The organism is Argonema antarcticum A004/B2, assembly GCF_023333585.1.
Taxonomy (GTDB): Bacteria; Cyanobacteriota; Cyanobacteriia; order Cyanobacteriales; family Aerosakkonemataceae; genus Argonema; species Argonema antarcticum.
Genome location: NZ_JAIQZN010000050.1, coordinates 1 through 23,611 on the forward strand (window position 1 = coordinate 1; position 23,611 = coordinate 23,611).

General features: G+C 45.0%; 21 protein-coding genes and 1 CRISPR repeat array. Of the genes, 13 read left to right on the plus strand and 8 right to left on the minus strand.

All coding sequences use genetic code 11. The annotated features are described in order from the left end of the window. Positions 1 to 106: 106 nt before the first annotated feature. Positions 107 to 1,048 (minus strand): glycosyltransferase family 2 protein, encoded by a 942-nt coding sequence (locus LAY57_RS20200; protein ID WP_249068654.1) that lies wholly within the window; start codon positions 1,046 to 1,048, stop codon positions 107 to 109. 480 nt (positions 1,049 to 1,528) lie between these two features. On the opposite strand from LAY57_RS20200, the gene LAY57_RS20205 reads away from it, so the two are divergent. Further along, on the plus strand, positions 1,529 to 2,734 hold the full coding sequence (locus LAY57_RS20205; RefSeq protein ID WP_249068655.1) for an argininosuccinate synthase: 1,206 nt from the start codon (positions 1,529 to 1,531) through the stop codon (positions 2,732 to 2,734). A 142-nt stretch (positions 2,735 to 2,876) separates the two neighbouring features. On the opposite strand, the gene LAY57_RS20210 is transcribed toward LAY57_RS20205, so the two are convergent. After that, positions 2,877 to 3,677, minus strand: a complete 801-nt coding sequence (locus LAY57_RS20210; protein WP_249068656.1) for a pentapeptide repeat-containing protein — start codon at positions 3,675 to 3,677, stop codon at positions 2,877 to 2,879. Positions 3,678 to 3,759: 82 nt separating this feature from the next. Beyond that, entirely contained in the window at positions 3,760 to 3,921 is a 162-nt protein-coding gene (locus LAY57_RS20215; RefSeq protein WP_249068657.1) for a hypothetical protein, read from the minus strand. Positions 3,922 to 3,962: 41 nt separating this feature from the next. Here LAY57_RS20215 and LAY57_RS20220 point away from each other — a divergent pair, with 41 nt between their 5' ends. From LAY57_RS20220 to LAY57_RS35900, 3 genes are read left to right on the plus strand one after another with little or no spacing between them, the layout of a single operon-like run. Next, positions 3,963 to 4,166, plus strand: a complete 204-nt coding sequence (locus LAY57_RS20220) for a hypothetical protein (protein ID WP_249068659.1) — start codon at positions 3,963 to 3,965, stop codon at positions 4,164 to 4,166. Between the two features lie 33 nt (positions 4,167 to 4,199). After that, positions 4,200 to 6,023, plus strand: coding sequence for a glycosyltransferase family 39 protein (locus LAY57_RS20225; protein WP_249068660.1), 1,824 nt, complete (start codon positions 4,200 to 4,202; stop codon positions 6,021 to 6,023). 19 nt (positions 6,024 to 6,042) lie between these two features. After that, a complete protein-coding gene (locus tag LAY57_RS35900) occupies positions 6,043 to 6,168 on the plus strand; it encodes a hypothetical protein (protein WP_275994235.1) in 126 nt (41 codons plus the stop codon). A 166-nt stretch (positions 6,169 to 6,334) separates the two neighbouring features. Here the strand turns inward: LAY57_RS35900 and LAY57_RS20230 are convergent, their stop codons facing one another. Next, positions 6,335 to 7,039, minus strand: a complete 705-nt coding sequence (locus tag LAY57_RS20230; protein WP_249068661.1) for a M15 family metallopeptidase — start codon at positions 7,037 to 7,039, stop codon at positions 6,335 to 6,337. A 258-nt stretch (positions 7,040 to 7,297) separates the two neighbouring features. Beyond that, positions 7,298 to 9,442: direct repeats of the CRISPR family, unit length 37 nt; unit sequence GTTGAAATCACCTATAATCCCTTTCAGGGATTGAAAC. A gap of 94 nt (positions 9,443 to 9,536) precedes the next feature. Here LAY57_RS20230 and LAY57_RS20235 point away from each other — a divergent pair. After that, the gene (locus LAY57_RS20235) at positions 9,537 to 9,881 is read left to right on the plus strand and encodes a hypothetical protein (protein ID WP_249068662.1); all 345 of its coding nucleotides are present in this window, start codon (positions 9,537 to 9,539) and stop codon (positions 9,879 to 9,881) included. Further along, the gene (locus LAY57_RS20240; RefSeq protein WP_249068664.1) at positions 9,878 to 10,087 is read left to right on the plus strand and encodes a hypothetical protein; all 210 of its coding nucleotides are present in this window, start codon (positions 9,878 to 9,880) and stop codon (positions 10,085 to 10,087) included. Before LAY57_RS20235 ends, LAY57_RS20240 begins: the two co-directional genes overlap by 4 nt. 63 nt (positions 10,088 to 10,150) lie before the next feature. Here the strand turns inward: LAY57_RS20240 and yidD are convergent, their stop codons facing one another. Continuing rightward, a complete protein-coding gene (gene yidD, locus LAY57_RS20245; protein WP_249068665.1) occupies positions 10,151 to 10,396 on the minus strand; it encodes a membrane protein insertion efficiency factor YidD in 246 nt (81 codons plus the stop codon). A 60-nt stretch (positions 10,397 to 10,456) separates the two neighbouring features. Here yidD and LAY57_RS20250 point away from each other — a divergent pair, with 60 nt between their 5' ends. Further along, positions 10,457 to 11,149 (plus strand): diacylglycerol/polyprenol kinase family protein, encoded by a 693-nt coding sequence (locus tag LAY57_RS20250; protein ID WP_249068666.1) that lies wholly within the window; start codon positions 10,457 to 10,459, stop codon positions 11,147 to 11,149. Positions 11,150 to 11,577: 428 nt separating this feature from the next. Next, on the plus strand, positions 11,578 to 12,273 hold the full coding sequence (locus tag LAY57_RS20255; RefSeq protein ID WP_249068667.1) for a hypothetical protein: 696 nt from the start codon (positions 11,578 to 11,580) through the stop codon (positions 12,271 to 12,273). Between the two features lie 162 nt (positions 12,274 to 12,435). Here the strand turns inward: LAY57_RS20255 and LAY57_RS20260 are convergent, their stop codons facing one another. Next, positions 12,436 to 12,585, minus strand: a complete 150-nt coding sequence (locus LAY57_RS20260) for a hypothetical protein (protein WP_249068668.1) — start codon at positions 12,583 to 12,585, stop codon at positions 12,436 to 12,438. Positions 12,586 to 13,007: 422 nt separating this feature from the next. Here LAY57_RS20260 and LAY57_RS20265 point away from each other — a divergent pair, with 422 nt between their 5' ends. The 5 genes from LAY57_RS20265 (at position 13,008) to LAY57_RS20285 (ending at position 18,592) form a co-directional block, all read left to right on the plus strand. Beyond that, positions 13,008 to 14,405, plus strand: a complete 1,398-nt coding sequence (locus LAY57_RS20265) for a nicotinate phosphoribosyltransferase (protein ID WP_249068670.1) — start codon at positions 13,008 to 13,010, stop codon at positions 14,403 to 14,405. 96 nt (positions 14,406 to 14,501) lie between these two features. Next, the gene (locus tag LAY57_RS20270; protein WP_249068671.1) at positions 14,502 to 15,101 is read left to right on the plus strand and encodes a nicotinate-nucleotide adenylyltransferase; all 600 of its coding nucleotides are present in this window, start codon (positions 14,502 to 14,504) and stop codon (positions 15,099 to 15,101) included. Next, a complete protein-coding gene (locus tag LAY57_RS20275) occupies positions 15,062 to 15,808 on the plus strand; it encodes an NUDIX hydrolase (protein ID WP_249068672.1) in 747 nt (248 codons plus the stop codon). Before LAY57_RS20270 ends, LAY57_RS20275 begins: the two co-directional genes overlap by 40 nt. Positions 15,809 to 15,983: 175 nt before the next feature. Beyond that, positions 15,984 to 17,687, plus strand: a complete 1,704-nt coding sequence (locus LAY57_RS20280; protein WP_249068673.1) for an NAD+ synthase — start codon at positions 15,984 to 15,986, stop codon at positions 17,685 to 17,687. 14 nt (positions 17,688 to 17,701) lie between these two features. Further along, complete coding sequence (locus LAY57_RS20285) at positions 17,702 to 18,592, plus strand: carbohydrate ABC transporter permease (RefSeq protein WP_249068701.1); 891 nt, start codon at positions 17,702 to 17,704, stop codon at positions 18,590 to 18,592. A gap of 253 nt (positions 18,593 to 18,845) precedes the next feature. Here the strand turns inward: LAY57_RS20285 and LAY57_RS20290 are convergent, their stop codons facing one another. Further along, on the minus strand, positions 18,846 to 19,445 hold the full coding sequence (locus tag LAY57_RS20290) for a hypothetical protein (RefSeq protein ID WP_249068675.1): 600 nt from the start codon (positions 19,443 to 19,445) through the stop codon (positions 18,846 to 18,848). 64 nt (positions 19,446 to 19,509) lie between these two features. Then, on the minus strand, positions 19,510 to 23,611 hold a 4,102-nt coding region (locus tag LAY57_RS20295; RefSeq protein WP_249068676.1), incomplete at its 5' end, for a translocation/assembly module TamB domain-containing protein.

Below are 23,611 nucleotides of genomic sequence, written 5' to 3' on the forward strand. Positions count from 1 at the left end.
TCCCCCTTGTCCCCCTTGTCCCCCTTGTCCCCCTTGTCCCCCTTGTCCCCCTTGTCCCCCTTGTCCCCCTTGTCCCCTACGTCACCAACGGGTGAGAGACCACACCCTATTTTTGGGGCTTAATTTCAGCATAAGCGGCATAAACGGCGCGAACGTTGTACCAATTCAGAAAAATTCGGGCAATTTCCAGCGCTAATTGCGGTTTACCTCTGTCTATTAACGCTTGCAAAAATAGTGCCATTGTGCTTTCGTTGAGGCGTCCGCCGAGAGAGAGGAGTCCCCAAAGCATTCGGTGGAGCCAGGTCATTTGGATCATCATGCGAACTTCCCAGGTAGGATGTTTTTGGTAAAATAGAACACCCATGCGCCCCCGCTGAATTTCTCTGTCGATCGCACTATCAATCTGTTCTAAGGAAAAGGGTGGGTGCCAGTGGTAACCAACGGCATCTGGACATTTTATCAGTTTTAGACCATATTTTTTCAGTCGGACGCCGAGTTCTAAGTCTTCCCAACCATAGAGTTGAAAGCGGGTGTCGAACAGTCCGGCTTCTTCTAGCCAGTGGCGAGCGATCGCAACATTCCCGGTCGCAAAATAAGCTGCCGAGAAGTCAGTCACTTTGTACGGTTCGGCAGTCGGGCGATCGAAGTTACAGGTATTGATGACGCGACCGTAGGTAAACAGGCGATCGCTACCTACAGAACGATAGCCTTCTACCAAGGCGTCAGCGTGTGCCTGAAGGAAATTTTCTGTGACTACCAGGTCGCTATCAATAAAAACGATCGTGTCGCCAGTCGCCTTTATTACACCGAGATTGCGGGCGGCGGCTGGGCCTTGGTGGTCTTGCGAGAGCGATCGCACGTGAGGAAACTCAGTCGAATGTGCCTCTAGCCATTCCAGAGTGCCATCAGTCGAACCATCATCCACCAAAACAACATCGTAGCCTCGAACGACGCTACCAGCAGACAAATGCTGCGCCTCCAAAGCTCTGAGGCATTTTTCCAGAATGGGTTTGCGATTATAAGTGGGAATGACAACGCTGAAAAACAACTATGGCTCTCCCGTATTTATGGTGGAAAATCCGGTTTTTTTTGGGCATGGGGCATGGGAAATGCTTTATACAGCCACAGTCAGATATTTTACTCCTTTCCCGCTGAAAGAATATCTATAGCACTCAGCACTTAGCACTCCCCACTCAGCACTTAGCACTCAGCACTCCCCACTCAGCACTCCCCACTCAGCACTCAGCACTTAGCACTCCCCACTCAGCACTCCCCACTCAGCACTCCCCACTCAGCACTCCCCACTCAGCACTCCCCACTCCCCACTCAGCACTTAGCACTCCCCACTCAGCACTCAGCACTCCCCACTCAGCACTCAGCACTCAGCACTCAGCACTCAGCACTCAGCACTTTTGAGCCCGAATCTTGGCCTTCCGATCGCGGCGTTTTGCTAAAGTGTGCCTTCACTGACAAGAATGGGCATAGTAGTAGTGGATAATAAGGCTCGTTGTTTTGCTGAATTGAAATAATGGGTCGCGCCAATAAAGTTGTGCTGGCATATTCGGGAGGAGTCGATACCTCCGTCTGTATTCCTTACCTCAAAGAAGAGTGGGGCGTAAAAGAAGTCATTACTCTGGCAGCGGATCTCGGTCAGGGAGATGAATTGGAGGCAGTGCGAGAAAAAGCGCTAAAATCGGGTGCGATCGAATCGTTAGTTGCTGATGCAACCGAAAGTTTCGTCAAAGACTATGCTTTTCCAGCGATTCGAGCTAATGCCCTCTATGAAAATCGCTATCCTCTCCAGACAGCGCTTGCTCGTCCGCTGATTGCTAAGCTGTTGGTTGAGGCTGCCGAAAAATACGGTGCGGATGCGGTGGCGCACGGTTGCACCGGCAAGGGAAATGACCAAGTTCGCTTTGATGTTTCGATTGCTGCGCTTAACCCCGATATTAAAGTGCTGGCACCGGCACGGGAGTGGGGGATGAGTCGGGAGGAAACGATCGCGTATGGCGAACGTTTTGGCATTCCATCCCCGGTGAAGAAAAAATCTCCTTACAGTATCGATCGCAATTTATTCGGTCGCAGCATTGAAGCGGGGCCATTAGAAGATCCTTGGACAGAACCGCCGGAAGAAATCTATGCGATGACAAAAGCGATCGCAGATACCCCCAACGAGCCAGAATATGTAGAAATTGACTTTGAGCAAGGCATTCCCACAAAAGTCAATGGAGGAAGCCTCAACCCCGTCGAGCTAGTTACCAAACTCAACGATATCGCGGGAAATCACGGTGTCGGGCGGATTGATATGATCGAAAACCGTCTTGTGGGCATCAAATCGCGAGAAATCTACGAAGCGCCCGCTCTTTTGCTTTTAATCCACGCTCATCGCGAGCTGGAAAGCCTTACTCTGACGGCAGATGTCACCCACTATAAGCGCGGTATCGAAGAAACTTATACCCAACTTGTCTATAACGGTCTTTGGTACAGTCCTCTCAAAGCAGCCTTGGATGCTTTTATTCAAAAAACCCAAGAGCGAGTATCGGGAACGGTGCGCGTGAAGCTGTTTAAGGGCAATGCCACCATTGTAGGCCGCAAGTCAGACAAAACCCTTTACAGTCCTACTTTGGCAACCTATGGTGCTGAAGACCAGTTTGACCATAAAGCTGCTGAAGGCTTTATCTATGTTTGGGGACTCCCCACTCGCGTTTGGTCGCAGAAAAACCGCCAATCATAGGAAGGGGCTAGGGGCTAGGGGCTAGGGGCTAGGGAAGAGGGGAGGGGATAAGAGGGGAGGGGGTAAGAGGAGAAATTTTCTTGGCAACTGACCATTGACAACTGACCACTGACCACTGACCACTTGCACTAGCCCCTTCTTTTTACCATCCTGAATGGGGCAGACCCAAACGGTTAGAATTTGGGGGTTTGGAATTGGCTTGTAGAAAATTTAGATAGGAGACATTTGGCCCAGTAGGGTTGGATCTGGGAGGCTCATTTTGTCTAACTGAAACGGGATTGTCTCTGTAGAGTCCGATCGCACCATCCAGTCGCGCATTTGCTAAATTGGCACCAGTGAGGTTGGCACCACTCAAGTTCGCACCGCTCAAGTTAGCGTTGAGCAAGTTAGCATCGCTCAAGTCCGCACCAGTGAGGTTGGCATCTTGCAGGTTAGCACCCACTAGGCGAGCATCGCATAGAGTGGCATTAGACAAGTTCGCTTCTAACATATTTGCATTGCCCAAATTGGCACCACCCAAATCAGTACCGCAGAGGTTGGCACGAGTCAGATTGGCCCCGATTAAACTGGCACCATCTAAGTCGGCACCATTCAGGTTGGCTTCGCTCAAGTTGACATTAACTAAATTGGCAAACCCTAAATCGGCACCGCAGAGATTGGTTTTATTCATCTTGGCATCAAATAAGTTGAGCCCTTTGCAGTCTGACCCACTCATGTCGGCATTAACCAAATTAGCCGAAACCAGGTTAGCAAAACTTAGATCGGCACCGCTTAAATTAGCACCGCTCAAGTTGACGCTATTCATATTGGCAAAAACCAATTTAGCACCGCTCAAGTCGGCACCGCTCAAATTCAGCCTCGCCAGGGTTGCTTCACTCAGGTCGCCTCCCTGACATTGTTTGGTTTCTATCAATCGTTTGATATGTGCTATATTTCCAGACATATTCTTGGTACTTGTTCCTGATATCAAAGTTTTTTTGTGATATTTTGCGCTTGTTAAGCGCTCGATATCGGCAAATATACTGTTAGAGCAAAGTGCTGAGTGCTGAGTGCTGAGTGCTGAGTGCTGAGTGCTGAGTGCTGAGTAAAAACACAGTCCCCGCCTTGCTTTGAGCGTTTAATACTGTCCTAACCGCCGATAAGGTTGCTATAAGTAAAAATTGATAGAGCCAAACATTAGTAACCAAAATGGGTACTGACTGTTTAGAAAACCATCTCCAACAGGCTAATGTTTACTTACAAAGAATTAGGAACTCATCCGGAATGTTTTCTGAAAAAGAAAGAAGGGACTAGAAAAGTCAGTGGTCAGTGGTCAGTGGTCAGTGGTCAGTTGTCAGTGGTCAGTGGTCAGTGGTCAGTGGTCAGTTGTCAGTTGTCAGTGGTCAGTGGTCACTCTCCTACTCTTCCCTCTTCCCTAGCCCCTAGCCCCTAGCCCCTAGCCCCTGTTTTGCGATAGTGATGAGCAATGCTTGATGTTTCCAAATGGCCCTGGTTGAAAAATCTCTCCCAAAGTCGCTGGTTCCACCCTCTGCTGCTGTTGGTGTGGATAGCGGTGGGGACTGGTTTGCGCTTTTGCCGCCTGGAGATGAAACCGATTTGGACGGATGAGTTTGCGACGATCGTATTTAGTCTGGGCAATACGTTTCACACGGTGCCGCTCGATCGCGTTTTAGGTCTAGACACGCTCCTGCAACCCCTGCAATCCCATCCAACGATCGGTATTGGGGGGGTGATTAATAGGTTATTTAGGGAGAGTACGCACCCTCCTGGCTACTTTGTGCTGGCTCACTTATGGCTGAAGCTGTTTCCCTTGAATGAGGGATTGACCTTGTTGTGGGCGTCGAGGGCTCTTTCAGCTTTGTTTGGGGTGGCCACTATTCCAGCGATGTTTGGCTTGGGTTGGTTGGCGTTTCGATCGCGTTTGGTGGGGCAATTAGCCGCCGCAATGATGGCTGTGTCGCCTTTTGGGGTTTCTTTGGCTCAAGAGGCGCGTCACTACACTTTGGCAATCTTGTTGGTAATCGCGTCTTTGAGTTGCTTTGTAGTAGCTATTGAGTCGTTACAAAAGCGATCGCACCTACCAGCTTGGGTAGGATTAAGCTGGGTAGCAGTTAATAGTTTGGGCATTGCAGTTCACTATTTTTTCGCCCTCACTCTCATTGCTGAAGGGTTGGTTTTGTTAGCACTTTGGATTAGAAACTGGCAATTTCTCTCCCACTCTCCCACTCCCCCACTCTCCCACTCCCTCGCCCGCTGGTGGCGCATCTTAGCGGTAGCAGCAGGCACTCTGGCGGGGGGTTTAGTTTGGTTTCCTGTTTGGCAAGATATTAAGGGAAATGAATTGACTAAGTGGGTTTATGAGGGCGATCCAGTTAGTAATTTCCTTTGGCCGATCGTGCGATTTTTCTTATGGGCGATCGCAATGCTGTCGTTGTTGCCAATCGATATATTAAATTTACCATTGACGATCGCTTCTGTAGTAGTAATGGCAATTTTTTTGATTTGGGTTGTCCCGATTATCTGGCGCGGTTTTAGGTTGCAGATAAAACAACCAAATATCCGTTTGGGGATGATGGGTTTGGGCGGATATGTGTTAGGTATATTGCTGATTATTTTCGGCTTTACTTACGGTTTGGGGATGGATTTGACGTTAGCGCCGAGGTTTCAGTATAACTACTTTCCATCTGCGATCGCACTACTTGCCGCAACGCTTGCCTATTCAGTCAAAAATCAAAATTCAAAAGTCGTTGAAATCAAAGAAGAAAAAAGATTTTTTCAGATTTTTTCGTCGTTTTCAGATGCTGGGTGGAAACGATTTGGCATTATTTGGCTGATGGGATTCATCGGTGCTATAACTGTAATTTTGAATCTTGATTATCTTCAGCACGAACGCGGCGATATGGTGGCTCAAATTATCCAAAAAGAATCCCAAGCGCCTGTACTTATTGCTACGACTCACAAACACCACGGTCAGACTGGTAGAATGATGGGGATTGCTTGGGAATTTAAACGCCTCAATCTCTCGAATTCTGTGGCGAGTAATCCGCAGTTTCTTTTGGCTCATATACATCAAGGTTGGTGTTATGGTGATTTATGTAATGACCCTGAGAAAAATCCGGCTAGTACGCTTCCTGAAACGGTAGATAGTTTGCCAAAACCTCTGGATGTTTGGTTGTTGAATTTTCACGCGCCCGAACTACTTGACTCCCACAATTGTACTCTGAAGGATCGTCGTTATTTACCAAAAGTTGAAGGTTATAGGGTTCGGCATTATCAATGTTATAGCTAGGGAGTAGTGCAAGTGGTCAGTGGTCAGTTGTCAGTTGTCAGTGGTCAGTTGTCAGTTGTCAGTTGTCAGTGGTAAAAATCAAGATTTCCAGAGCAATCATAGTTATATAGTTAAGGCTCGTATTAGGTACGTTGTTGCGCTTTAGCGCTATTATTACAACTAGGATAAGAGCGCTAAAGCGCAACAACATACCCGGAAAGTAAGTAAATAGCAACTTGAGTTAGTAGGAATCCAGTATAGGGAAACTCAGAAAACCCAGAAAGCCGGTTTTTTGGAGAAACTGGGTTTGTTTCTAAATTTCCAATCCCCATTTAAATTTTTCCATATCGCGCTATAACTGGATTATTAGGATCGGCCCGATCGCATAACCACGCCCACATTTGATCGCCGCAGGAGAAATGCCACCATTCGTTAGGATGACGCTGAAATCCAGCTTTTTGCATGACATTCGACAATAGTTGGCGATTGGCATGATATTGTTGTTCTAGTGGATTGGTGCTATTGGCGAAGTAATCTGGATGAGATACGGGTGAAATTTCATCAATGGCAGAACCCATGTTAATTGTGTTGCCGTTTTCGTCTACGAGGGTAAGATCGATCGCAGCACCTGTACTATGTGGCGGCGGTGTGGCTGGATCGAGGCTTGGTGGGGCCCAAAATTGATAGACTTGTTCCCAAATCTTTTCTATTTCAGTTTCTGATAGTTCGGATAATTTTAATTGCTGAGCCTGAAGTAGTTCGGCGAAACTGTAGTCTACCATGAATCGTTGTACTTCAATTGGTCGATAGGCATCAAAAATTTGGATGCGCCAGTTGGGATGTTGTACCTGTAGCTGGTTTTGGGCTTCGATGAGTTTGGCGAGGACTGTTTGGCGCAGGTAATAGGGCGATCGATCTCCGTAAGGTGCTGATAATTTTTGGTAGGGGTGGGGTGATTCGACGGCGAATAGTTCTAGGGGAATGGGTGCGATCGGCTCTTGAGATTCTAAAATAGGGATCTTCTGGTAGGGTTTCATGGGCTGGTTGCGACTATGGGGGGGTGTTTTTCAGGATAGAGTAATTTTGGGGGCTGGATTCCTTGGCTGGTAATGGTTTGGGTGCGATCGGGCCGAATTGGAGGTAGTCGCAAATGCTAGGATGCTTGCTACGACTGGGTTTTAGAGGAAATTTTTTACAGGCTATTTACAAGCCGTCGCCTGAAATGGTACATTTATTCTTGGTAGTCGCAACTGAACCTCGAAAACTAAATAGGGTAAGCGTTTGGAAGGTGTGGGGTTGAAATCACCTATAATCCCTTTCAGGGATTGAAACTACATCGCTCTATTTCTTGTTTGCGAAGTTCTAAAGTTGAAATCACCTATAATCCCTTTCAGGGATTGAAACAAGCCTTATCCCAAAAAATAGCAGATTGTTACCAAATCAAGTTGAAATCACCTATAATCCCTTTCAGGGATTGAAACCCGTAAAATCCCATGCACCAGCTAAATGATCGGGGTTGAAATCACCTATAATCCCTTTCAGGGATTGAAACAGGAACTCTACAGGCAAGAATAGTACACCTTCAAGTTGAAATCACCTATAATCCCTTTCAGGGATTGAAACTTTTCTGTAGGGCTGTTTTGTTGGATTGATTATTGTGAGGTTGAAATCACCTATAATCCCTTTCAGGGATTGAAACTGCGAAAAACCAAAACTACCTTGCCGTTTGGGTTTTGAAAGTTGAAATCACCTATAATCCCTTTCAGGGATTGAAACTCATTACTAGCACCACCAACTAAAGTATCAGCAGCGTTGAAATCACCTATAATCCCTTTCAGGGATTGAAACTCCTTATTTATTCCATCAAATTCGTCGGCTGTGTTGAAATCACCTATAATCCCTTTCAGGGATTGAAACAACTTCTGTTTTTGACACTCCCGGTACAGATCGGATATGTTGAAATCACCTATAATCCCTTTCAGGGATTGAAACTCACCGTAGAAGGGACGAGTTATACCCTCGCGGGTTGAAATCACCTATAATCCCTTTCAGGGATTGAAACTGGTGGATCTCTCTTATCGCTTTAATTGCTCTCTCTACGTTGAAATCACCTATAATCCCTTTCAGGGATTGAAACATCAATGGCGGGTCCTCATTACCCGCGCACCCTGGTTGAAATCACCTATAATCCCTTTCAGGGATTGAAACAAAGGAAGGGTACGGCAAAGGCACGCTCCTAGAAGTTGAAATCACCTATAATCCCTTTCAGGGATTGAAACGAGAAAGGTTTTGTAATTCGAGCGCAGTTGAGTAGTTGAAATCACCTATAATCCCTTTCAGGGATTGAAACCCACGTCGCCTCCAGCGTGCTGGAAATACAAAAGTTTGTTGAAATCACCTATAATCCCTTTCAGGGATTGAAACATGCAATGGTGCGCGTCGAACTTCGCGTAGTACATAGTTGAAATCACCTATAATCCCTTTCAGGGATTGAAACCAAGTCTGAGGATTTGATGTTAATCCTTTAGCGGTTGAAATCACCTATAATCCCTTTCAGGGATTGAAACTGCTGAATTGGCAAGAGGCAAGGCAGAACTCAGCGTTGAAATCACCTATAATCCCTTTCAGGGATTGAAACCAACACTAGCAGCTAGGAGGTGAGTAAGCTGCAAGTTGAAATCACCTATAATCCCTTTCAGGGATTGAAACTATATCGCCATTCTTAATCCAAGTCGTTGCCGTGAGTTGAAATCACCTATAATCCCTTTCAGGGATTGAAACAGATTGGTATCACTCAGGTAGGCGCGACTCAGATTGTTGAAATCACCTATAATCCCTTTCAGGGATTGAAACGATCCAAGCAGCAGCTGGAATCACTGGAAAATGTTGAAATCACCTATAATCCCTTTCAGGGATTGAAACGTAATCGATTATTATGATCGATGCTGGTTATGTTGTGATACAGGTTGAAATCACCTATAATCCCTTTCAGGGATTGAAACTCGATAAATGCAGTGGCCTCGTATCGGAAAAACCGAAGTTGAAATCACCTATAATCCCTTTCAGGGATTGAAACCTTGGAAAACGCCTCTAAACAGGCAACAGGTATTGTTGAAATCACCTATAATCCCTTTCAGGGATTGAAACGTAGCGAGTACTCACACCGCCGATCGATCGGCATATCGGGTTGAAATCACCTATAATCCCTTTCAGGGATTGAAACTGGATGATTAAAAAGACCAAGTAAAACCGCAAAAGTTGAAATCACCTATAATCCCTTTCAGGGATTGAAACGGTGTAAACTATATTCAATCGCGTCCTTTCAGCATAGTTGAAATCACCTATAATCCCTTTCAGGGATTGAAACGTAACGCGATCGCGTGGTACTGCAAACTGTAATTCAGTTGAAATCACCTATAATCCCTTTCAGGGATTGAAACATGATTTATATAACAACAATAATCTCTATTTTAGAGCCAAAGTTGTCACTCAGTCAAGATATACTGCTAAGTAGAATCAAAGCGAGTTGTATACATGGCAAGATTATCAGCAGAAACACTGAGAACTATCTTTAATTTACAGCAACAGTTATTGGAGCATATTGATGAGGCCAAATCTGTTGAGTTCACATTACTAGAACAATTCGGCGAGACAGACGAAACAATTACTGAATTAGAGGAACTGCAAAATATTCGAGAACGTGCAGATTCATATTATTCTCGGTTTTATGTGACTTTGCGACGTATTTATGACGCGCAACCTGTAGCTAGCCGTGATATGCTAGAATTGCTTGCTCGATCTATTAATGAAGCTACTGCTGCCTTACCAGCCACCGCTGCCAGTATCGAAGAAATCAAGAGGAACTGGAATTTGCCATGACTAATCAACCGAGAATTCCTGACCCAGAAACTAGAGCGCGTTCTGTCGCTAAAATGCGCGAAGTCATCAAACGATGGGATGTTTTGATTACCGACTTGGACGAATTGAATGCACGATTAGAAGCAGAAAATCAAAGCAGTTTTGAAGAAGCACGACAAAGAGGAAATGCCAGACGAAAAGCAGCACAAAATCAGGAAAATATATAAAAAATAAATCCACTTCCATTAAAGGAGTGGTTGAATAACTTAACTAACAATCACCCATCTCCATCAAAGATGGGAATCTTTTTTTACTGGATTATCCAAACTTGGCACCGGATCGTAACCGCCGGGATGGAAGGGATGACAGCGCAAGATCCGCAGAATCGTCATCCAACTGCCGCGCAAGGGGCCAAATCGCTCGATCGCCTGCATACCGTACTGAGAACAAGTAGGAGTATAACGACAGCTGGGCGGAAACAACGGCGAAACAAACATCCGATAGCCTCGAATCAGCCAAATCAGTAAGATTTTCATATTGGTAACGAGATCTAATAAAGTGTAAATAAGGATTCACTTAAATCTTTCCTTAACACAGTGGCACCTTTCGGTCAAATTCCCCCTCTCTGGTTCCATATTGCGATCGCCGCAATCTGGGTAGGCGGCGTCGTTTTAACCGCCGAATTGCTGCATCGCTACACCAACACCGATCCAGAAAAAATTCGCAAAGTAGTCCACATTGGCACCGGACAAGTCATTCTGCTGGCATGGTGGCTGCAAATCCCCGCTTGGGTAGGGATTACCGCTTCAATTCTAGCCAGTGCAGTTACCCTATTGTCCTACAAATTTCCCATCTTACCCGGTGTCAACAGCGTCGGGCGCAAAAGCTTAGGAACATTCTTTTACGCAATCAGTATAGGTATCTTAACCGCCTGGTTTTGGCCGCTGCAACAACCTCAGTACGCCGCTTTGGGGATTTTGGTCATGACTTGGGGGGATGGACTCGCAGCCCTGATCGGGCAGCGATTTGGCAAACATCCCTACAAAGTTTGGGACATTCAAAAAAGTTGGGAAGGTTCCCTGACAATGGTACTCGTCAGCTATGCCGTTAGCAGTCTGATTTTGCTGGTGGCGCAAGGTAATATCTGGCAAACCTGGATAATACCAATACCCGTAGCCATAGTTGCTACCGCTTTAGAAGCTTTCTCCAAGTTGGGTATCGATAATCTGACAGTTCCGATCGGCAGTGCTGCACTGGGTTTTTTCTTAAGCCAGCTGCTACTTAGCTAACGCAGCCTACAAAATCTGACATTATTGTGCCTTTTTTAGACTAAATATCTTTTTTTAATCAAGATCGTATGATAAATTACTTAATATTTATTAATGTTATAATAAATTAATAATACTTCTTGAAACCTTTTTGCTTCCTTTTTGATGCAGCTCTGCCGTTTGCGGCTGGGGTTGCAGGCTGTTTGCTAGCTGTGAGGCGGGAATGCTTGAGCAAGCTTGACGATCGTTTTTTGACACAAAAGCTTCTGCTTTTGGCTCAACAACAGCATCAACTACGTCAAATCACCATAATTTAATAATTTATTTCGATTGAGAGAGTTAAAGACAAGTTAGCTCATTTCTTCCGATAGATAAAACCACCAAACCTTCTGAGCGAGTATAAATCATTAGTAAATAACAACAGTACTTTTTTAACAACCTGTAAATTTATGACTTTTTTCAACACCACCATACCCCCCCTGCGTCGCAAACCAAAAAATGTCAATTTTGAGAATTTCCCAGGTGCGTGGCGGATTAATTTCCAGATGGGAAACATTACCTTATATTCAAGCTTTTATACCAAACTGGATCAAGCTTGTATCTTGTGGGCTGGGATATCTGTGGTAATTTTTGCCACGGCACAATTTTTCCCCCTCGACTGGACGCTGCAAGCCATTCTGTGGACAGTTCTCACCCTTTTCGGCACAGTAACGATGTGGAAGTTAACGCGGGGTTGGATGAAGGAGGAGCCTTTTAAGTCCATTATTTATTGTTGGGCAATTTTGATGCTGGGCGGACTTTTGGTGACTGACTTGAGTATTTTCTTTAATTGGGGGATACTTTTGATGGGGCTATGTCCTTTGTGGTTGGGGTTGAGTGCTTTGGGTTACGCTTATACTGGGTTCGCAATGCGATCGCGCACTTTCCTACTCACCAGTTTAATTCATCTCTTAGGTATATTGATTCTGTCTTTCGTGGGAATTTGGCAGTTTCTCACCACTGGAATTGTAATTGGGTTTAGCGTATTTCTATTGGCTGAGTTTGAATGGGATACCACCGCCTCATGTAACGGGAACCCAGCTAATTACGATTTAATGAACTCCCAAGCAGAACAGTTCAACCAGCCGCAAGCGATACACGAGTAATTATAGCGATTTTTTAGGGTATAAGCATTCACCAAAAAATACAAGCCCAACATTGTAGAGACGTTTCATGAAACGTCTCTACAACAGATAAATATAAGGGGGATTGTTAAAGCAGATTCCGTATGACACTTACCTCCAATCAAAAGTACTGTTTGCACTCAACTACCAATCTGATGTATTCGATTCCTTGAAGCTGTCACCATCAAAGGGTTGCACGCCTATTTCTGGATAAGCATCGTCAGTCGGGCCAAAAATCCGAGCTACTGCTGAGAAAAATTGGGTAACGCTGTCCAACATTTGGTAAATAGTCATATAATTTTTCCTTCCGTTCTAATATTGCTGGGCGAGATAATCTCTATATTTAAATTATCGATAATTTTAGATGTTGGGATCGGCTTTGCAATAATTATTTGACTATGTTTGCAATACTTTGTTTAAATTTCCAGTAGCTATGGGGTTTACGCTCAAAACGCGATACTTTCTTAACGTTTCTTTATATTTTCAGCCTTTGTGAGGTGAGCTAGGTATAGAGAAACCGGGTTTCTGGGGTGTACTTGAGGCGATCGCATCATTTAAAGTAAAAATACCATTAAGAAAATTGTATAAATAGCTGCAATCAGCAAAAATATCCCCATAACGTCAAGCTTTGCAAAATCTTTAATCAAAATCCCTTGACAGTATTATGGTAAAAGCTACTATAATCGTAGCAACCAACCACGTTAAGAAGGTGGGCCATGAAAATTGCCCCTGACCGTAACCGTCTGCACCTTGTCAATCTCGATCGAACTGAAACGGCACAAGACAAAGAACTCACCGTCTGTTCTGAAGATTACAGCCTTTTGACCGACCTGTATCAGCTGACAATGGCAGCTTGCTACGTAGGTGAAGGTCTAGATCGACGACAGGCAAGCTTTGAGCTATTTGTGCGCCGATTGCCAGAAGGTTTTGGCTATTTAATCGCGATGGGCTTGCAACAAGCCGTGGACTACCTAGAGAAATTCCGCTTTAGCCCAAGCCAGATAGAAGCGTTGCAGGCAACAGGGATTTTCGATCGCGTACCCGATCGATTTTGGTCGCTTTTAGCAGAAACCCGCTTTACTGGCGATGTATGGGCAGTACCAGAGGGAACGGCGGTGTTTGCCAACGAACCGCTGCTGCGAGTGGAAGCCCCCCTGTGGCAGGCTCAGCTGGTGGAAACTTATCTGCTCAATACCATCAACTACCAAACTTTGATTGCCACAAAAGCGGCGAGGGTGCGAGATGTGGCAGGCCCAGAAGCGATGTTACTGGAATTCGGCACCAGACGTGCCTTTAGTCCCCAGGCTTCTGTGTGGGCAGCTCGTGCAGCGTTGGCAGCTGGATTGGATGCGACATCAAATGTACTCGCTGCTGTTAAGCTCGATCGCAAGCCTAGCGGTACGATGGCTCATTCTTTAGTGATGGCTTTAGCGGCGACAGCTGGTAGCGAGGCGGAGGCATTTACTGCGTTTCACCGATATTTTCCGGGATCGCCCTTATTGATTGACACTTATGATGCGATCGCAGCTGCCCAAATGCTAGCAGAACAAGTAAAATCAGGCGAGATGGAATTGTCAGGTGTACGCTTAGATTCTGGGGATTTAGTTGCCTTATCCCAACAAGTGCGATCGCACTTACCCAACGTTCCCATCTTTGCCAGCGGCGATTTAGACGAGTGGGAAATTGCCAGGTTAAAGAATGCGGGTGCTTGCATCGACGGTTATGGATTGGGAACTAGACTCGTGACTGGTTCCCCTGTCAATGGAGTCTACAAACTTGTAGAAATTGATGGCATTCCCACCATGAAACAGTCGCTCAATAAAACTACTTATCCCGGTCGCAAGCAAATCTTTCGTCGTTTAGAAAACGGCCTTATTCAATCAGATAGATTGGGACTCGTAACAGAAAATTCACAGGAAGAACAGCCTTTGTTACAATTAGCGTTCCGAGATGGTCAGCGCTTGTGGGATGAAACTTTAGAGCAAATACGCGATCGCACCGCCGTCTCGATTGCCAGTCTACCACCCCAAACTCGTCAGATCGATCGGCCCATCCCGCCACCAATAGAAATCTCTGATGCGCTGCTTAAATTGACTCAACAAACAAAACGCTAAGAAAGTCAAAAGTCAAAAGTCAAAAGTCAAAACCTTGACATTTTTACTACCTTCATCCCCAGTCCCCAATCCCCAGTCCCCAATCCCCAATCCCCAATGCACAAAATTGCTCTTTTTGGTACAAGCGCCGATCCGCCGACAGCCGGACATCAAGCAATTCTGAGTTGGCTATCGCAAAACTATGACTGGGTGGCAGTCTGGGCATCTAACAATCCTTTTAAATCTCACCAGACGCCCCTAGAACACCGAGCCGCAATGTTAAGCTTATTGATTGAGGATATTAACCCTCTCCGGTACAACATCGGTTTGCATCAAGAACTCAGCAGATCCAGGACTTTGGAGACAGTTGAGAAAGCAAAGGCAAAATGGCCCTTTGCAGAACTGACCCTAGTGATTGGTGCCGATCTCGTTACTCAACTGCCGCGTTGGTATCGAGTTGAAGATTTGTTGCGACAAGTGCATCTGCTAGTGGTGCCCAGACCTGGATCTACCATAGAAGATGCAGCTTTAGAGCGGCTTAGGGAGATGGGAGCCTCTGTTGCGATCGCATCTCTCACCGGCCCAGATGTTTCCTCTACAGCTTATCGTGAAAATGGAGACACAGAAGCATTAACGCCTCCCATAGAGGCATATATTTATCGAGAGCATTTGTACGAATGTCAGGACGCGGCACAAAAAAGGTTGCAGATACGTTAAAAAAACAGGCATTAGCCGACTTCAAAGTCGGTGTTGATAACGTAATTTTCTCAGTCGATACCGAACAAAATCGACTGCTGGTTCTATTAGTAATGCGAGATGATGAACCATACTTAGGCCAGTGGTGTTTACCGGGAACGCTGGTAAGAAAAGGAGAATCTCTAGAAGATGCAGCCGATCGGATTCTCGCCGAAAAAATCAAAGTAAAAAATCTCTACCTAGAACAATTGTATACCTTCGGAGGGCCAGGTCGCGATCCTAGAGAAGCACCAGATAGTTTTGGAGTTCGTTATTTAGCAGTAAGCTATTTTGCATTAGTCCGATTTGCGGAAGCCGAACTAATTGCCGATGGCGTTAGCGGTATTGCTTGGTATCCTATCGAACAAATACCACCGTTAGCCTTCGATCACAATCAAATTTTGGAGTATGGCTATCGACGTCTGCGGAATAAATTAGAGTATAGTCCCGTTGCTTTTGATGTCTTACCTGAAGTTTTCACTTTGAGCGATCTTTATCAATTTTACACAACTGTTTTAGGAGAAAACTTTTCCGACTATTCCAATTTTCGCGCCCGTCTGCTAAAGTTGGGATTTTTGTGCGATACGGGTATAAAAGTATCGCGTGGTGCGGGGCGTCCCGCTAGTTTGTATCGGTTCGATGCCGAGGCTTTTGCACCCTTAAAGGATAAACCTTTGGTTTTTATTTAGCTTTTTGGTCAGTGGTCAGTGGTCAGTGGTCAGTGGTCAGTTGTCAGTTGTTAGTTGTCAGTTGTTAGTTGTCAGTTGTCAGTTGTCAGTTGTCAGTTGTCAGTTGTCAGTTGTTAGTTGTTAGTTGTCAGTTGTCAGTTGTTAGTGTATATTCGTGTCGTGCTGGTGATTAGTCATGAAAATTGCGATCGCTCAACTCAATCCTATAATTGGTGCTATCACCGATAACGCCCAACAAATTCTCAATGCTGCCAAACAAGCATCAGATTTGGGTGTTCGTTTATTACTGACTCCAGAACTTTCCCTCTGTGGATATCCGCCACGCGACTTGTTGCTAGACCCCAGTTTTGTAGAGGCGATCGCAACTACTTTGCTACAGCTAGCCAAGGATTTGCCGCCCAATTTGGCCGTGTTGGTAGGAACAGTAGAACCGAATCCAAAAGCATACACCAATGGCGGTAAATCTCTATTCAACAGCATCGCTTGGTTAGAACAGGGTAAAGTGCAGCAAATCTTCCACAAACGTTTACTTCCTACTTATGATGTATTTGATGAAGACCGCTATTTTGAACCCGGACTTCAGCCTAATTTTTTCACCCTCAACCTGCAAAAAGGGGAATCGCTAAATAAAGTTAAAATTGGTGTAACCATCTGCGAAGATTTGTGGAATGATGAAGAATTTTGGGGTAAGCTCAGTTATAACGTTAATCCTATTACTGACTTAGCCCGGTTGGGTGTAGATTTGGTTGTGAATTTGTCGGCATCACCTTATAGTGTTGGCAAACAATTATTGCGGGAAGCGATGTTGCGGCACTCAGCTACACGCTTCAACCAACCTATTATCTATGCTAATCAAGTTGGTGGCAACGATGATTTAATTTTTGATGGCAACAGTTTTGCCTTGAATCGTACAGGCGAAGTAGTGTGTCGCGCCTGTGGGTTTGAGACAGATTTAATATTGGTAGATTTTGATGCAGAAACAGGAGATTTCGCATCTGTACAACCGGCATCTGTGACGCCGCTACCAGATTGTGAAGAGGAGGAAATTTGGTCGGCGTTGGTGTTGGGAGTGCGAGATTATACCCAAAAATGCGGGTTTTCTAAAGTTGTAATTGGTTTGAGTGGTGGTGTAGACTCGGCATTAGTTGCAGCGATCGCGGCAGAAGCTTTGGGTGCAGAAAATGTTTTGGGCGTCCTCATGCCTTCTCCCTACAGTTCCGATCATTCAGTTACGGATGCTTTGGCGTTAGCCAATAATATTGGTATCAAAACTCACACGCTTGCGATCGCAAATTTGATGCAAGCTTACGACGAAAATCTGGAAGATATGTTCGCCGGGACAGAGTTCGGTATTGCCGAGGAGAACATTCAATCGCGGATTCGCGGTAATTTGTTAATGGCGATTGCCAACAAATTCGGTTATCTCCTCCTCTCCACTGGCAACAAATCAGAAATGGCCGTGGGATATTGTACCCTCTACGGGGATATGAATGGCGGATTAGCTGCGATCGCAGATGTACCCAAAACCCGCGTTTACTCTTTGTGCAAGTGGCTGAATCGCAACGGCGAAATCATCCCCGATAATATTCTTACCAAAGCACCCAGCGCCGAACTCAAACCCGGTCAAGTAGACCAAGATTCTCTGCCAGAATATGATATCTTAGATGATATTTTGCAGCGTTTTATTCACGACCATCAATTACCTAAACAAATTGTTGCCGCCGGACACGATCCAGATGTGGTGAAACGAGTGATAAAGATGGTATCGCGGGCAGAATTTAAACGACGACAAGCACCGCCGGGATTAAAAATAACCGATCGCGCTTTTGGTACAGGTTGGCGAATGCCGATCGCTAGTAAGTGGGTTTCTACAAATTAGCTTCTCATCTTGATATGCTCAAAGATTGGACTTCGATCGAACAACGTCTAACCCCTTACCTATTCCTACTCCCCGCCCTTTTCATCTTATTGTTAACGGTATTTTGGCCTACCCTCCAAGCCTTTTACCTCAGTTTCACTCAGTATGACCTCATCAACCCACCCCAATGGGTGGGATTTGCCAACTTTCGCCGCTTGTGGGCAGATCCAGTATTCTGGAAGACGCTGTGGAATACCCTGTCGTATCTCCTTGGTGTCGTGCCAATTTTGGTTGTTGCACCCTTGGGGCTAGCCATCTCAGTCAACCAAAAACTGCGTGGAATCAGTTGGTTTAGAGCATTTTATTATACCCCTGTGGTTATTTCAATGGTAGTAGCCGGGATTGCTTGGAAGTGGCTTTATGCCGAAAACGGTCTGCTGAATCAATTTCTGGCACATATTGGCTTTAAAGAGGGTATTCCCTGGCTTACCAGTCCTAAATGGGCGATTTTCAGCGTCATGGCGGTAACGATTTGGAAGGGGTTGGGCTACTACATGGTCATTTACCTAGCTGGGTTGCAATCTATACCAGTAGACTTGTATGAAGCAGCTGCGATCGATGGTTCTGATGGTATTAGCAAACATTGGGATATCACAGTACCGTTGATGAAACCCTATCTATTGTTAGTTGCGGTAATTTCGGCAATTTCTGCTACCAAAGTTTTTGAAGAAGTTTATATTATGACGCAAGGAGGGCCGAGAAATAGTTCCAAAACTATTGTTTATTATCTTTACGAACAAGCTTTTGAGAATTTGGAAATCAGCTATGCTTGTACAATTGGGTTGGTGCTGTTTTTGTTGATTTTGGGGTTATCGATTTTGAATTTAAAGTTTTCCCTCGCCCCTAGTGGAGGATGGCGAAAATAATTCACCAGTAAAAATTGCCTTCTTTCCCTCCAAATCTTGATTTTTCCCACTGACAACTGACAACTGATATCATGTCCGGTTGCATCGGTAGCGTAAGCGTGATGCGAGAAATTGTCTGTTGTCATCGAGGGTTAAATTTTTACCACAGATGAAGACAGATGAACACAGATGAACACAGATAAGAGAGTTATTTTTTTTAGACAACCGATGCCACCGGACATGATATGACAACTGACAACTGACCCCTTTTTTGTCAGTCGGATCGAACCATCCACACCAGAAAGCCCAAAATTTGCTCGACTGGGGGAAGCGGATAATCGAGTGGATCGATCGTCACCTTCTCCTTTTCTAGTTTGAGGAACCGCCACTGCGTTCCGCTGCTTACGCAGCCGTAGATTGTTGAGATGGCTTTTCCCTTTTTTGAATTGAATCGCTGTGCAGCTACCATTTCAGCAACACACTGACCGTATCCTGTTTTCAAATCAGCTTTTTTGGCTTCTACGATCGCTATAGCCGGAGCAAAAATGGCGATCTCTTGTGGGGATCTGCTGATGAGAAAGTCAACAACGCCGTTAAGTCCAACGCTTTCATCGACAGTGAAATCCTCACCGGAGAATACAGAGACTTGTTTGTTGAGGATGCGCCTGATCTCTATCAAAACTGGATAAATAATGCCTTCAGAGCGAGCTTTTTCACTACCAAAAGCCACTACTGGCAAGGTATCTTCTAGATAACCTGCGAGGATTGCTGAAGGTGCGATCGTGTCAACATTCGGGAAAAATCGGCTTTCTTCAATGGTGAGATTGAAGGTTTCGATAGCTTTAACGATCGTTGTGAATTCGCTATAGGGCATTTTTGCACTCCAAACTATCTGTAACTTCTTTGACATTCCGTAACCTAAATAGCCAATTCAAAATCTAAAATCTCCTTTCAAACTCAATTGCCCCTCTACTCTCACCTGTCAAATCCGTGGAACCTCGCAGCAGAATATTGTTATTTACCCGATACCGCAAGTTGTACTGCAAGGGTTGATCGGTGGTGAGAACCTTGGAGACAGAAGCAGAAAGTTGACGAGTAATATCAACGACTGCTTCTGCGGCTAAACCTAGCGTCGAACTGCGAGATCTGTCTTCTCTGTTTGTAGTGATAGCTGTGGGAAATAAGCGCAATTCACTCAGGCCAAATGCTTGTCCGATCGCAGTAATTGTACCCTGAATTTGCTGATTGGATAGCACAGCAGAACCTGCCAAATTAGCAAGCCCTAAAGTACTGTCGCCTCGGCCCAAATTCTGTGCAAATCCACCCCCAATTAAGCCCACAATTTCCGCCTCTGTGCGCGGCGGATTGCTTGTCAGCACTAGGTTATCGCCCAATTGACTGGCTGGCCCTTGGGCTCTGGCTATAACGCGAACTGTTTCCACGCTGCCAAAAAAGCCTGTGGTGGGAACATCAGCAACTTCAGAAGAGATAGAAGAAGTTGGCAACCGACTCCCAGTCACCTCTGGTACAGTAGTGATTAAGCGCACATCTAAAATTGGGTCGAGTCCTCGATCGGGTACAAACACAGCAGTTTGCGTGTAGTCGCGGTCTAAGGTCATCTGGGTGGTAAACAAATTCACTTGACCTCGCCGCAATCGGATTGTACCCTCTGGTTCTAGATTGCCTAACAACCCATTCACTGTCAGGTCACCTGTAGCCCGAAAACTAAATAGCGGCTGTCGGGTAACATTGACGTTGTTGGCTAAGGTTAATTGCAAATTGTTGAATTCTGGAACTATAGGACGGGAACTGGGAACTGAGGATTGAGGATTGGGAGTTCCCGTTTCCGCTACAGTTTGAGCGTTTTCTTGTTGCTGTCCTAAAAACACTTCACCATTAGCCAGTTCAACTTTACCGGCAATTTGGGGTGTAAAAGCAGTGCCAGTAATTACTACATTGCCGTTTACGCCACCCCGATACAGTCCTTTGAGGTTGATTGTCAGATTATTTAGAGTAACATTGAGGGGATTGGCCCGATCGGGATCTTGTGAGGGAAGCCGTCTGGATATTGCGATCGTTCCTTGTGCTGCGACAGCGCCTTTACTGAAGCTACCGGCAAGATTTTCTACGACAATGCGATCGCGATCGAACCTTGCACTTCCCACCACATTCGTCAGCGGTGCAGGTAGCACTACAGCCCCAATAGTAGCACCTGCCACCGTCGCAATTCCCGTGATCTGCGGCGCGGATAACGTACCCCGCACCTGTAGCTGTACTTTACCTTGACCGCCTTGCCACGAAGCTTGTCCGCGACTTAACAAGTTTAACAGCGCTAGCCCTTCATTTTCGACATTCACATCCAGGCTGATGCGATCGCTATCAGGTTTAACTGAAGAGAAAGGTAACTGATACGGTATGCTACCAGAAATTAAAATTGGTTGTGGCGGTTGTACAACTGCCTCAGAATTAAAATTCAACCTCGCATTGTCATATCTGAAAATTGCTTTTGCCGACTGTACTGGCGTTCCACTTAAAGTTCCCTGCACTAAAGTCAGATCGCCTATAACCTGCGGGTTTTCTAAAGTACCTGCCAGGTTAGCAGTACCATTCAGTTTGCCTGTAATCTCAACCGGCAAAGGTACAAAGTTCTTGATTGCATCGACGGGAAAATTTTGTAACTGGAGTTGACCTGATTGTTGCTGTAACCCCAAATTTCCAGTGAAAGCTAACAAGGCATCATTATACTGAATTTGCAAAGGATCTACCCGGAGAACTCCGTTGACAAAACTACCTTGTGCGACTACTTGATTGAATTTATAATCACCCAATTCCCAATCTTTCCCACTTAAATCGAAACTCACTTTCAACCCTGTCGGTAAAGAATTAATACCTGAAGTTAAAGATCCTGAAACTGCGATACTACCGCTAAAATTACCCGTTAACTCTGTTATATCGGGTATTCGATTTGTCTCGCGACGGCGAGTACGCTGCTGTTGCAGCAAAGCTTCTATTTCTGAGAAACGACGCAATTGCGTCAGCAGAGGAGCCTCTGGGATGCCTACTGGGACAGTTTGAATATTAGCTGCCCTACCCTTGTTTGGTTGTCCTCTTCCAGCTTGCAAATTTAACAAATTGAACGCTGTTAAAACGTTCTGAATTTTTCCTTGTTCGACTTGAACTCTAGCTTGAAAATCGGTTGGAGTGATGCGACCAGTAACTCCGTAGCTACTCTCACCTTGTCGTAACACAGCATTAGTAATTTCTCCTATTCCATTGGCGTAACGGAAATCCCCACTTAACGAATCTGCTTTGAAATTACCAATTCCCGGTTGTGCGATCGCAACATTATTTCCAACAATACTTCTGTCGTTTAAATTTACAACAAAATTACCAGAAAGTTGCCCATTTACTCGTTCTCTAGCAACTTGTGGTGGTAGTGTTGCTACATTGGTAGCCAAATCTTTCAAAGTTGCGATCGGGAAATTTTGTACATTCACCTGTAACAAATCTCCCTGCTTTTTACCTTCCGCCACCGTATCATCGCGACGAATTAAAAATGTAACTGGGTTATAATTACGATCCAACTCAACGGCAATTCTATCTTGTGTGCCTGCGACATCTAACTTTACTCCTCGACCCGCTATTACTTCTACATCACCACTTAAAATTGGATCGAAATCGAAGCCATTGATAACAAAGTTTTGCAGTCGCAGATTACCAGCTACATTTGGAGATGTAGGCGTTCCCGATATCCGACCTTTGAAATCAGCACTACCAGCTAAAGCTATATTATTAGGAAGCTGGATAGGTAAAGTTCGCAAATTTAAATTCTTTGCATCTACATTAAGATCTACTGCGGTAATATTTGGGCGATTATTTCTATCAAAATTAGCTGCAATTACTCCACTAGCATTTAATCCCGGCGAAGTTAAATTTTCGAGTAGCAACTGTCGTCCATTCCACTTAAATGTAGCTGCGATCGGCCCTTGAATAGAAGCAATACCTTCAGAAAAGTTTACCTGTCCAGCAGCTTCGATAGCTGATAAAGGCGAACTGTTTGTTGCGGTAAGAGAAGCTAAATTTCCAGCTAACTTGAGGTCGCCATTAAACCGTCCTCGCAACTGATCGGAAAAGCGATCGAGTTGAACTTGTGAGAGAGAAACATCTGCGAGAAAATTACCTTTATCTATCTGTACTTGGCGAATAATAACGCTACCACCAGCAACATTCTGAAGATTTCCCTGTCCTCTTCCTTGAATCAGCGATAAAGGCGATTTATCGTTAAGGTTATCCAAATTTCCTGCCAATTGCAGTTCACCGCTAAAAGAAGAACCGCGTAATTGGGTTGGTACTTGTGGAAAACGACTTAGTTGTATCGCCGAAGCAACGACATCAGCTTGAAAATTACCTTTATTTAGCTGTGCATCTCGAATTTGAACGCTACCATTTGCAAGCTGAAGATTTCCCTGAACTCTTGCTTGAATTTGGGATAAAGGTGATTTATTCGACTTATCGGTAAGGTTATCTAAATTTCCGGCTAATTGCACTTTACCGCTAAAAGAAGAACCCCTTAATTGCGGCGGTACTTGCGGGAAACGACTTAGTTGTACCGCCGAAGCGACGACATCGGCTTGAAAATTACCTTTATTTAGTTCAGCTTGACGAATTTGCAAATTACCATCAGCAAATTGAAGATTTCCCTGACCTCTTGCTTGAATCTGCGATAAAGGTGATTTATTAGATTTATCGGTAAGCGTATCTAAGTTTCCTGCTACTTGAAGTTCACCGCTAAAAGAACTTTGTAATTGTTTTGGTACTTGCGGGAAACGATTGAGTTGTACGCCAGACGCAACGATATCAGCTTGAAAATTACCTTCATTTAGCTGTGCTTGACGAATTCGGACATTCCCACCAGCAATTTGCAGATTTCCTTGACCTCTTGCTTGAATAAGAGATAGCGGTGATTTATTTGATTCTGCTGTAAGCGTATCTAAGTTTCCTGCTAATTGAAGTTCACCGCTAAAAGAACTTTGTAATTGT

Bases quoted from the DNA above. Each gene is read 5' to 3' on its own strand.
- LAY57_RS20205 (WP_249068655.1), top strand. From the start codon at position 1,529: ATGGGTCGCGCCAATAAAGTTGTGCTGGCATATTCGGGAGGAGTCGAT.
- LAY57_RS20210 (WP_249068656.1), bottom strand. From the start codon at position 3,677: ATGTCTGGAAATATAGCACATATCAAACGATTGATAGAAACCAAACAA.
- LAY57_RS20220 (WP_249068659.1), top strand. From the start codon at position 3,963: ATGTTTACTTACAAAGAATTAGGAACTCATCCGGAATGTTTTCTGAAA.
- LAY57_RS20225 (WP_249068660.1), top strand. From the start codon at position 4,200: ATGCTTGATGTTTCCAAATGGCCCTGGTTGAAAAATCTCTCCCAAAGT.
- LAY57_RS20230 (WP_249068661.1), bottom strand. From the start codon at position 7,039: ATGAAACCCTACCAGAAGATCCCTATTTTAGAATCTCAAGAGCCGATC.
- LAY57_RS20235 (WP_249068662.1), top strand. From the start codon at position 9,537: ATGGCAAGATTATCAGCAGAAACACTGAGAACTATCTTTAATTTACAG.
- LAY57_RS20240 (WP_249068664.1), top strand. From the start codon at position 9,878: ATGACTAATCAACCGAGAATTCCTGACCCAGAAACTAGAGCGCGTTCT.
- yidD (WP_249068665.1), bottom strand. From the start codon at position 10,396: ATGAAAATCTTACTGATTTGGCTGATTCGAGGCTATCGGATGTTTGTT.
- LAY57_RS20255 (WP_249068667.1), top strand. From the start codon at position 11,578: ATGACTTTTTTCAACACCACCATACCCCCCCTGCGTCGCAAACCAAAA.
- LAY57_RS20260 (WP_249068668.1), bottom strand. From the start codon at position 12,585: ATGACTATTTACCAAATGTTGGACAGCGTTACCCAATTTTTCTCAGCA.
- LAY57_RS20265 (WP_249068670.1), top strand. From the start codon at position 13,008: ATGAAAATTGCCCCTGACCGTAACCGTCTGCACCTTGTCAATCTCGAT.
- LAY57_RS20270 (WP_249068671.1), top strand. From the start codon at position 14,502: ATGCACAAAATTGCTCTTTTTGGTACAAGCGCCGATCCGCCGACAGCC.
- LAY57_RS20275 (WP_249068672.1), top strand. From the start codon at position 15,062: ATGTCAGGACGCGGCACAAAAAAGGTTGCAGATACGTTAAAAAAACAG.
- LAY57_RS20280 (WP_249068673.1), top strand. From the start codon at position 15,984: ATGAAAATTGCGATCGCTCAACTCAATCCTATAATTGGTGCTATCACC.
- LAY57_RS20285 (WP_249068701.1), top strand. From the start codon at position 17,702: ATGCTCAAAGATTGGACTTCGATCGAACAACGTCTAACCCCTTACCTA.
- LAY57_RS20290 (WP_249068675.1), bottom strand. From the start codon at position 19,445: ATGCCCTATAGCGAATTCACAACGATCGTTAAAGCTATCGAAACCTTC.